This is a genomic window from Streptomyces aurantiacus JA 4570 (genome assembly GCF_000414115.1).
Classification (GTDB): Bacteria; Actinomycetota; Actinomycetes; order Streptomycetales; family Streptomycetaceae; genus Streptomyces; species Streptomyces aurantiacus_A.
Map to the genome: position 1 here is coordinate 1 of NZ_AOPZ01000460.1, position 7,440 is coordinate 7,440.

The 7,440-nt window shown below is 71.9% G+C and carries 6 protein-coding genes and 1 pseudogene; 5 read left to right on the top strand and 2 right to left on the bottom strand.

All coding sequences use genetic code 11. The features are described 5' to 3' along the window. The 4 genes from STRAU_RS34590 to STRAU_RS34605 all read left to right on the top strand — a co-directional run. On the top strand, nucleotides 1-642 hold a 642-nt coding region (locus tag STRAU_RS34590; protein WP_037663867.1), incomplete at its 5' end, for a phosphatidate cytidylyltransferase. A 147-nt stretch (nucleotides 643-789) separates the two neighbouring features. Continuing rightward, nucleotides 790-1,989: a lysophospholipid acyltransferase family protein gene (locus tag STRAU_RS34595; RefSeq protein ID WP_052029408.1), complete on the top strand. Its 1,200-nt coding sequence runs from the start codon at nucleotides 790-792 to the stop codon at nucleotides 1,987-1,989. 89 nt (nucleotides 1,990-2,078) lie between these two features. Further along, the gene (locus STRAU_RS34600; RefSeq protein WP_016645073.1) at nucleotides 2,079-2,819 is read left to right on the top strand and encodes a nitroreductase family protein; all 741 of its coding nucleotides are present in this window, start codon (nucleotides 2,079-2,081) and stop codon (nucleotides 2,817-2,819) included. 124 nt (nucleotides 2,820-2,943) lie between these two features. Further along, nucleotides 2,944-3,813 carry an alpha/beta fold hydrolase gene (locus STRAU_RS34605; RefSeq protein WP_016645074.1) on the top strand — a complete coding sequence of 290 codons (870 nt, stop codon included), beginning with the start codon at nucleotides 2,944-2,946 and terminating at the stop codon, nucleotides 3,811-3,813. Nucleotides 3,814-3,910: 97 nt separating this feature from the next. On the opposite strand, the gene pruA is transcribed toward STRAU_RS34605, so the two are convergent. Both pruA and STRAU_RS34615 read right to left on the bottom strand, forming a co-directional pair. Further along, nucleotides 3,911-5,551: an L-glutamate gamma-semialdehyde dehydrogenase gene (gene pruA, locus STRAU_RS34610; RefSeq protein WP_037663868.1), complete on the bottom strand. Its 1,641-nt coding sequence runs from the start codon at nucleotides 5,549-5,551 to the stop codon at nucleotides 3,911-3,913. Nucleotides 5,552-5,601: 50 nt separating this feature from the next. Then, nucleotides 5,602-6,528 (bottom strand): proline dehydrogenase family protein, encoded by a 927-nt coding sequence (locus tag STRAU_RS34615; protein ID WP_037663870.1) that lies wholly within the window; start codon nucleotides 6,526-6,528, stop codon nucleotides 5,602-5,604. Nucleotides 6,529-6,785: 257 nt separating this feature from the next. Between STRAU_RS34615 and STRAU_RS34620 the strand changes: the two are divergent. Then, nucleotides 6,786-7,440, top strand: a pseudogene (locus STRAU_RS34620) (PucR family transcriptional regulator); the annotation flags it as partial.

A 7,440-nucleotide genomic window follows, 5' to 3' on the forward strand; every position in this document is an offset into this window, starting at 1 on the left:
GGCGCGATCGCCGTCGGTGAGTACGCGCGCATGGCCGCCCTGCCGCGCGGCGAACGCGCGGTGCTGTGGGCGGCGGCCGTGCTGCTGCCGGCGGCCGCGTGGGGCGCGCCGGACGCGCTGGACGTACGGGCGGCCGGGGCGCTCCTTGTCCTCGCGACGCTGCCCGCGCTGCTGGCCGGCGACGCGGCCCACGGCTTCACGCGCGCCTGCCGCACCGTCTTCGGCCTGCTGTGGATCCCCGTGTCCCTGACCGGCCTGGTCTTGCTCGGCGACACGGCGGTGGCGGTGGGCGTCGCCGTGGCGTTCGGCGACGTGGGCGCATGGTGCGGCGGCACGGCCCTGAGCCGCCGCGGCCCGCTGTCCCGCCCGCTCTCCCCTCTCTCCCCCAACAAGACCTGGGCGGGCGTACTCGGCGCGGCCGCCGCAACAGCAGCCGCCCTGGCCGCAGTCGACGCCTTCACCCCCCTCCTCTGGGCGGCGGTCCTCGCGGGCTGCGTCCTCGGCGACCTCCTGGAGTCCATGGTGAAGCGAGAAACAGGCGTCAAGGACGCGGGCACCTGGCTCCCCGGCTTCGGCGGCCTCCTGGACCGCATCGACTCCTTGCTCCTGGCCCTGCTGGCGGCGATGGCGGTAACCCTGTGAGGACGCCTACGGCAACGAACCAGCCCGCTGCGGCAACCCACCAGCGCGTCCGGCGCTTGAGGACGAGGCGCGGAGCGCCGACCGGCGGCGGCAAGTCCCACCCGCACGGGACACCCACCCAGCCGGGGTCCAGGGGGCGCAGCGCCCCTGGTTACGGGAAGGGGTTACGGGAAGGGGCGGGACTGGGGAAAGCACAGCGCAGCACTCCTACGCCGAGCCCTCTGGTGGACCCTCCTGACCCTCACCGGAGGCGTCTCCCGCCAAGGCCACCTCCCCCCGGGAGGCTGCGTCGTGGTCGCCAACCACACCTCCCACGCCGACACAGCAGCGCTGCTCGCGGCCCTGGACGCCCACCACGCCCCCACGATCGCCGCCGCGGCGGACTACTGGTTCGCCTCCCCCTGGCGCAGCCGCGTCTGCTCCCGCCTGGCGGCCGGCTTCCCCGTACGCCGCACGGGCGGCGGCATGGACGACCTGCTCGCCAAGCGGGACGACCTGCGCGCGGGCCGCGCGGTGGTCCTGTTCCCGGAGGGCACCCGCGCCCGCCGGGGCGAGTTGGGCGCGTTCCACAAGGGCGCCCTGGTCCTGGCCAGGCAGGCGGACGTACCCGTCGTCCCCGTGGGCATCGCCGGCACGGACCGGCTGCTGCCGAAGCACGGCAAGCTGCGCCCGTCCCTGGTCCGCGTCCGCGTCGGCGCCCCGCTCCCGCCGACGGCCACCCCCGAGGAGGCCCGCGACGCCGTGGCGGCCCTGCACCGCCATACCACCGAAGAACCCCTCAGGGACTCCCGCACCCGCAAGCGGATCGCCAGGACGCTCACCTCCCGCTGGGGCCTCCCCCTGGCGTTCGCCTGGGCCTTCGCGGAGGCCCTGAGCTGGCCGCTGATGCCGGAACTGCTCCTGGCCGTCACGTGCGTGGCGGTGCCGCGCCGCGCCCTGAAGCTGTCCCTGTCGGCCCTGGCGGGCACCCTCGCGGGCGGCGTACTGGCGCTCCAACTGGCAGCATCCGGAACGGATGTGCCGCACCCGCTCACGACGGACCGCATGCGAGCCGAGGCACACACGCAGCTGACGAGCCAATCCGCGTCGGCGGTCCGTCACCAGCCGTGGAACGGCATCCCCTTCAAGGTGTACGCGGCCGAGGCGGGCCACGCCGGCGTCCCCGCCCCCGACTGGCTGGCCCAGTCGTCCCTCGCCCGCGGTTCCCGCACCCTCACGGTGGGCCTGGCCTGCGGCGCCTTCGGCTTCCTCGCCCACCGCCTGCGCCGCCTCTACGGCGTCTACCTGATCCTGCTGACGGCCGGTTTCACGATCGGCCTGAGCCTGATCGTGGCGGGCTGGAGCTGAGAGCCCGCGCCCTGTCCCCCGCCGGGCGCGGCGACCGACCCGTGTCCGCCCCCTGTCCGCCGCCGACCCCGCGCGGCACACTCAGAGCCATGCCTGATACCGAACAGAGCAAGCCGGAGACCGGACACGCCGAGCACCCCGACGAGCGCTGGACGCCCATCCACGGGCAGCCCTACCAGTCCGTCCCCTACCGTCCCGCCCGCATGCCCACGTCCGAATCCCTCGCCCAGGCCGCCGAGTTGAAGGCGCGCATGCGGGAGCGGCGCACGGTGCGGCAGTTCTCGACGGACCCCGTGCCCCCGCAGGTCGTGCGGGACGCCATCGCCTGCGCGGCGACCGCGCCCTCGGGCGCGCACCAGCAGCCGTGGACGTTCGTCCTGGTGCGGGACCCGGAGATCCGCCGCCGGATACGGGAGGCGGCCGAGCACGAGGAGCAGATCTCGTACGACGGCCGGCTCGGCGAGGAGTGGCTGGCGGCGCTGCGTCCGCTGGGCACGGACGAGGTGAAGCCGCATCTGACGGACGCGCCCGCGCTGATCGTCGTCTTCCAGCAGCGCTACTGGCTGGGCGAGGACGGCACGAAGCACAAGCACTACTACGTCGACGAGTCGGTCGGCATCGCCGTGGGGATGCTGCTGTCCGCGCTGCATCTGTCGGGCCTCGCCGCGCTGATCCACACGCCGAGCCCCATGCGGTTCCTGTCCGAGGTCCTCGGCCGCCCGGAGAACGAGAAGGCGTTCGCCGTGGTCCCGGTCGGCTATCCGGCCCCGGACTGCCAGGTCCCCGACCTCGTACGGAAGTCCCTGGACCAGGTCCTGGTGGAGGTGTAGCCGCACACCTGGCCCGCACCCCCCTCTCCGGCTAACCAGCAAAAGGCACTTGACTGGTTAGCCGGAGGCGTGCTCGAATCACCTCATCACCAACCACCAAAGAGTCGATGAGGGGTTAGAAGAAATGAACACCCAGGTCCGCCACCGCTCCACCACCGTCCGCGGCCACGAGATCTTCTACCGCGAGGCGGGCCCCGCCGACGCCCCCGCCCTGCTGCTCCTGCACGGCTTCCCCACCAGCTCGCACATGTTCCGCGACCTCATCCCGCGCCTCGCCGGGCGCTACCGCGTCATCGCGCCGGACCACCTCGGCTTCGGCCGGTCGGCGACGCCCGCAGCCGACACCTTCCCCTACACGTTCGCCGAACTCGCCGCCGTCACGGCCGAGTTCACGGAGTCCATCGGCCTGGCCAGGTTCGCGCTGTACGTGCAGGACTACGGCGCCCCGATCGGCCTGCGCCTCGCGCTCGCCCACCCGGACCGGGTCACGGCGATCGTCACGCAGAACGGCAACGCGTACGAGGAGGGTCTTGGCAAGGAGGCATGGGCGCCGGTGCTCGCGTACATCGCGGATCCGAACGAGGAGACGGCCGCGCCCGTCCGCGCGATCCGCTCCCCCGAGGGCATCAAGTGGCAGTACACGCACGGCGTCCCGGACCCGAGCCTGGTCAGCCCGGACGCCTGGGAGCACGACGCGGCCCTGATGGCGCGCGCGGGACAGGACGAGATCCAGCTCGCCCTCATGGGCGACTACGGCAGCAACATCGACCTCTACCCGGACTTCCACGCGTACTTCCGCGCGAGCCAGGTGCCCGTCCTCGCCGTCTGGGGCGCCCACGACGAGATCTTCGTGCCCGCCGGGGCACTCGCCTTCCAGCGCGACCTGCCGGAGGCGGAGGTCCATCTGCTGCCGACGGGCCACTTCGCCCTGGAGACGCACGCGGAGCAGATCGCGGGCCTGATCGACGGCTTCCTGGGCCGGGTCGCCGGATGAGACGCCGCGGGTCACCCGGACAAGACACCGCCCCCGGCCGGGGTGGGGCCCAGGCCGGGGGCGGGGTTCAGAGGGGGTGTGATCCCCCGTGGGGGCGTCAGCCCATGTGCGGGTAGGAGTAGTCGGTCGGCGCGACCAGCGTCTCCTTGATGGCGCGGGTCAGGGTCCAGCGCTGCAGGTTCTGCGGGGCGCCGGCCTTGTCGTTGGTGCCGGAGGCGCGGCCGCCGCCGAAGGGCTGCTGGCCGACGACGGCGCCGGTCGACTTGTCGTTGATGTAGAAGTTGCCCGCGGCGTAGCGGAGCTTCTCCATCGTGTACGCGGCCGCGGCGCGGTCGCCCGCGATGACCGAGCCGGTGAGCGCGTAGTCCGACACCGACTCCATCTGGGTCAGCATCTCCTCGTACGCGTCGGCCTTGCTGTCGTCGTACACGTGCACGGCGAGGAACGGGCCGAAGTACTCGGTCGTGAAGACCTCGTTGGCCGGGTCCGAGCACTCGACGACGGTCGGGCGCACGAAGTAGCCGACGGAGTCGTCGTAGGTGCCGCCCGCGACGATCGTGCAGGAGTCGTCGGACTTGGCGCGGTCGATGGCGGCCTTGTTCTTGGCGAAGGCACGCTCGTCGATGACGGCGCCGATGAAGTTCGACAGGTCGGTGACGTCGCCCATCTTGATGCCGTCGACCTCGGCCGCGAACTCCTCCTTGAAGCCGGAGTTCCAGATGGAGGCCGGGACGTACGCGCGCGAGGTCGCGGAGCACTTCTGGCCCTGGAACTCGAAGGAGCCGCGGGTCAGCGCGGTCTTCAGGACGGCGCGGTCGGCGCTCGGGTGGGCGACGACGAAGTCCTTGCCGCCGGTCTCGCCGACCAGACGCGGGTACGAGCGGTACTTCTCGATGTTCTCGCCGACGGTCTTCCACAGGTACTGGAAGGTCTTGGTCGAACCCGTGAAGTGGATGCCCGCCAGGTCGCGGTGGTGCAGCGCGACCTTGGAGACCTCGATGCCGTCGCCGGTGACGAGGTTGATGACGCCCTTGGGCAGGCCCGCCTCCTCCAGGAGCTGCATGAGCAGCACGGCGGCGTGGGTCTGCGTCGGGGACGGCTTCCAGACCACGACGTTGCCCATCAGGGCGGGAGCGGTCGGCAGGTTGCCCGCGATGGCGGTGAAGTTGAACGGCGTGATCGCGTAGACGAAGCCCTCGAGCGGGCGGTGGTCCAGGCGGTTCCAGACGCCGGTGGAGTTCGCCGGGGGCTGCTCGGCGAGCAGGTCACGGGCGTACTTCACGTTGAAGCGCCAGAAGTCGACGAGCTCGCAGGGCGTGTCGATCTCGGCCTGCTGGGCGGTCTTGGACTGGCCGAGCATGGTGGAGGCGGCCAGCGTCTCGCGCCAGGTGGTCGACAGCAGCTCGGCGGCGCGCAGGATGATCGCGGCGCGGTCGTCGAAGGACATCGCGCGCCAGGCCGGGGCGGCCGCGAGCGCGGCGTCGACGGCGTCCTGGGCGTCCTGCCGCGTGGCGTTGCGGCCGTTGCCGATGACCGACTTGTGGTTGTGCGGCTGCACGACCTGGAAGGGCTCGCCGCCGCCGAGGCGCTTCACGCCGCCGATCGTCATCGGCAGCTCGATCGGGTTCTCGGACAGCTCCTTGAGCTTGGCCTCGAGCCGGATGCGCTCCGGGGAGCCGGGGGCGTAGCCGTGGACCGGCTCGTTGACCGGGGCGGGGACCTGGGTCACAGCGTCCATGAGTTCCGTAACTCCTTTGTGCGGGGGAAAACTGGCGGCCGGGGGCCGGCTCAGCCCTTGGTGAGGATCGACCGGCCGAAGAAGAGCAGGTTCGCCGGCTTCTCCGCGAGACGGCGCATGAAATAGCCGTACCAGTCGGTGCCGTAGGCGGTGTATACGCGCATCCGGTGGCCTTCGGCGGCGAGCCGCAGGTGCTCGTCGCTGCGGATGCCGTACAGCATCTGGAATTCGTACTCATCCAGTTTGCGCCCGGCGCGGCGCGCGAGCTCCTGGGTGATGGCGATGAGCCGCGGGTCGTGGGACCCGATCATGGGGTACCCCGAGCCCTCCATCAGGATCTTCAGGATACGGACGTACGCCTTGTCGGTCTCGGCCTTGTCCTGGTACGCGACGGAGGCGGGCTCCTTGTAGGCGCCCTTCACGATGCGCACGCGGCTGCCGTTCGCGGCCAGGCGGCGGGCGTCGTCCTCGGTGCGGAAGAGGTACGCCTGGATCACGCAGCCCGTCTGCGGGAAGTCCTTCCGCAGCTCCTCGTGGATGGCGAACATCGAGTCGAGGGTGGTGTGGTCCTCGGCGTCGAGGGTCACCGTGGTGCCGATCGCGGCGGCGGCCTCGACGACGGGGCGGACGTTCGCGAGGGCAAGCTCGTGGCCGCCCTCCAGCGCCTGTCCGAACATCGACAGCTTCACGGACATCTCGGCCTTGGTGCCGAGGCCCAGGTCCTTGAGCCGGTCGATGAGCTCCAGGTAGGCATCGCGGGCCGCGTGGGACTGCTCGCGGGTCGTGATGTCCTCGCCCACGACGTCGAGGGTGACCTCAAGACCCTTGTCGGCGGCGTCGACGACGATCGGAACCACCTGGTCGACGGTCTCACCGGCGATGAACCGGTCGACGACCTGCTTGGTGCCCGGCGCCGCCGACACAAAACGGCGCATCTGGTCACTGCGCGACGCGGCAAGGATCACGGGACCCAGCACGGGCACCTCCACGGGAGTACGAACGAGTGCCGCACCGGACATTTTTGCGACAAAACCGGTACGACACGGAGAACCACCGTGAAACTTAAGGATCGCTCCGACCGTGAGCCATCGACACCTGTCACGCATCCGTGGGCTGGATCTCAGACATATGTATGAGGGCCGGTCGGAACTGCGTGAGAATGGGCTTCGTACGGCAAGCGCCTGGCGCGAGCGAAGGGCCGTACGGACGTGGCGCGAGCGAAGGGCGGCGGCGGGTGAAGGGCGACTACCAGGAACTGGTCGACGAGATCTCGGCCCTGCTCGGCGCGCCCGCGACCCTGGAGAACCGCGACTTCGAGCTGATCGCCTTCGGCGCGCACGACGGCGGCGACGGCCTGGACGCCCCGGACCTCGACCCGGTCAGGACCCGCTCGATCCTCACCCGCCGCTCCACGGCCCAGGTCCGCGCCTGGTTCGAGAGCTTCGGCATCACCCGCGCGACCCGCCCGGTCCGCATCCCGCCGACCCCGGAGGCGGGCGTGCACCGCGGCCGGGTCTGTCTTCCGGTACGCCACCGGGGGTTCGCCCTGGGCTACGTCTGGCTGCTCGACGACGAGCCGGGGCCCACGGAAGCGCAGCTCAGCGCCGCGATGGAGGTGGCCGCGCGGATCGGCGCGCTGCTGGCCGACGAGGCGCAGGCCGGCGCCGACCTCACCCGGGAGTTCCGGGCGGCCCTGACGGCGGAGCGCGGCTGGCAGCGCGACATGACGGTGGCGGCGCTGCGCACGGCGCTCGGCCCGCGCGCGGACGGGCTGCACGCGGTGGTGTGCGTGGCGCCCTGGCGCACTCCTGGCTCCCCGCCCTCCCCGCCATCGCCGGACAGGGCGGGCCCCGCCGCCGACCCGGACGACGTGCCCGCGCTGCGGACGG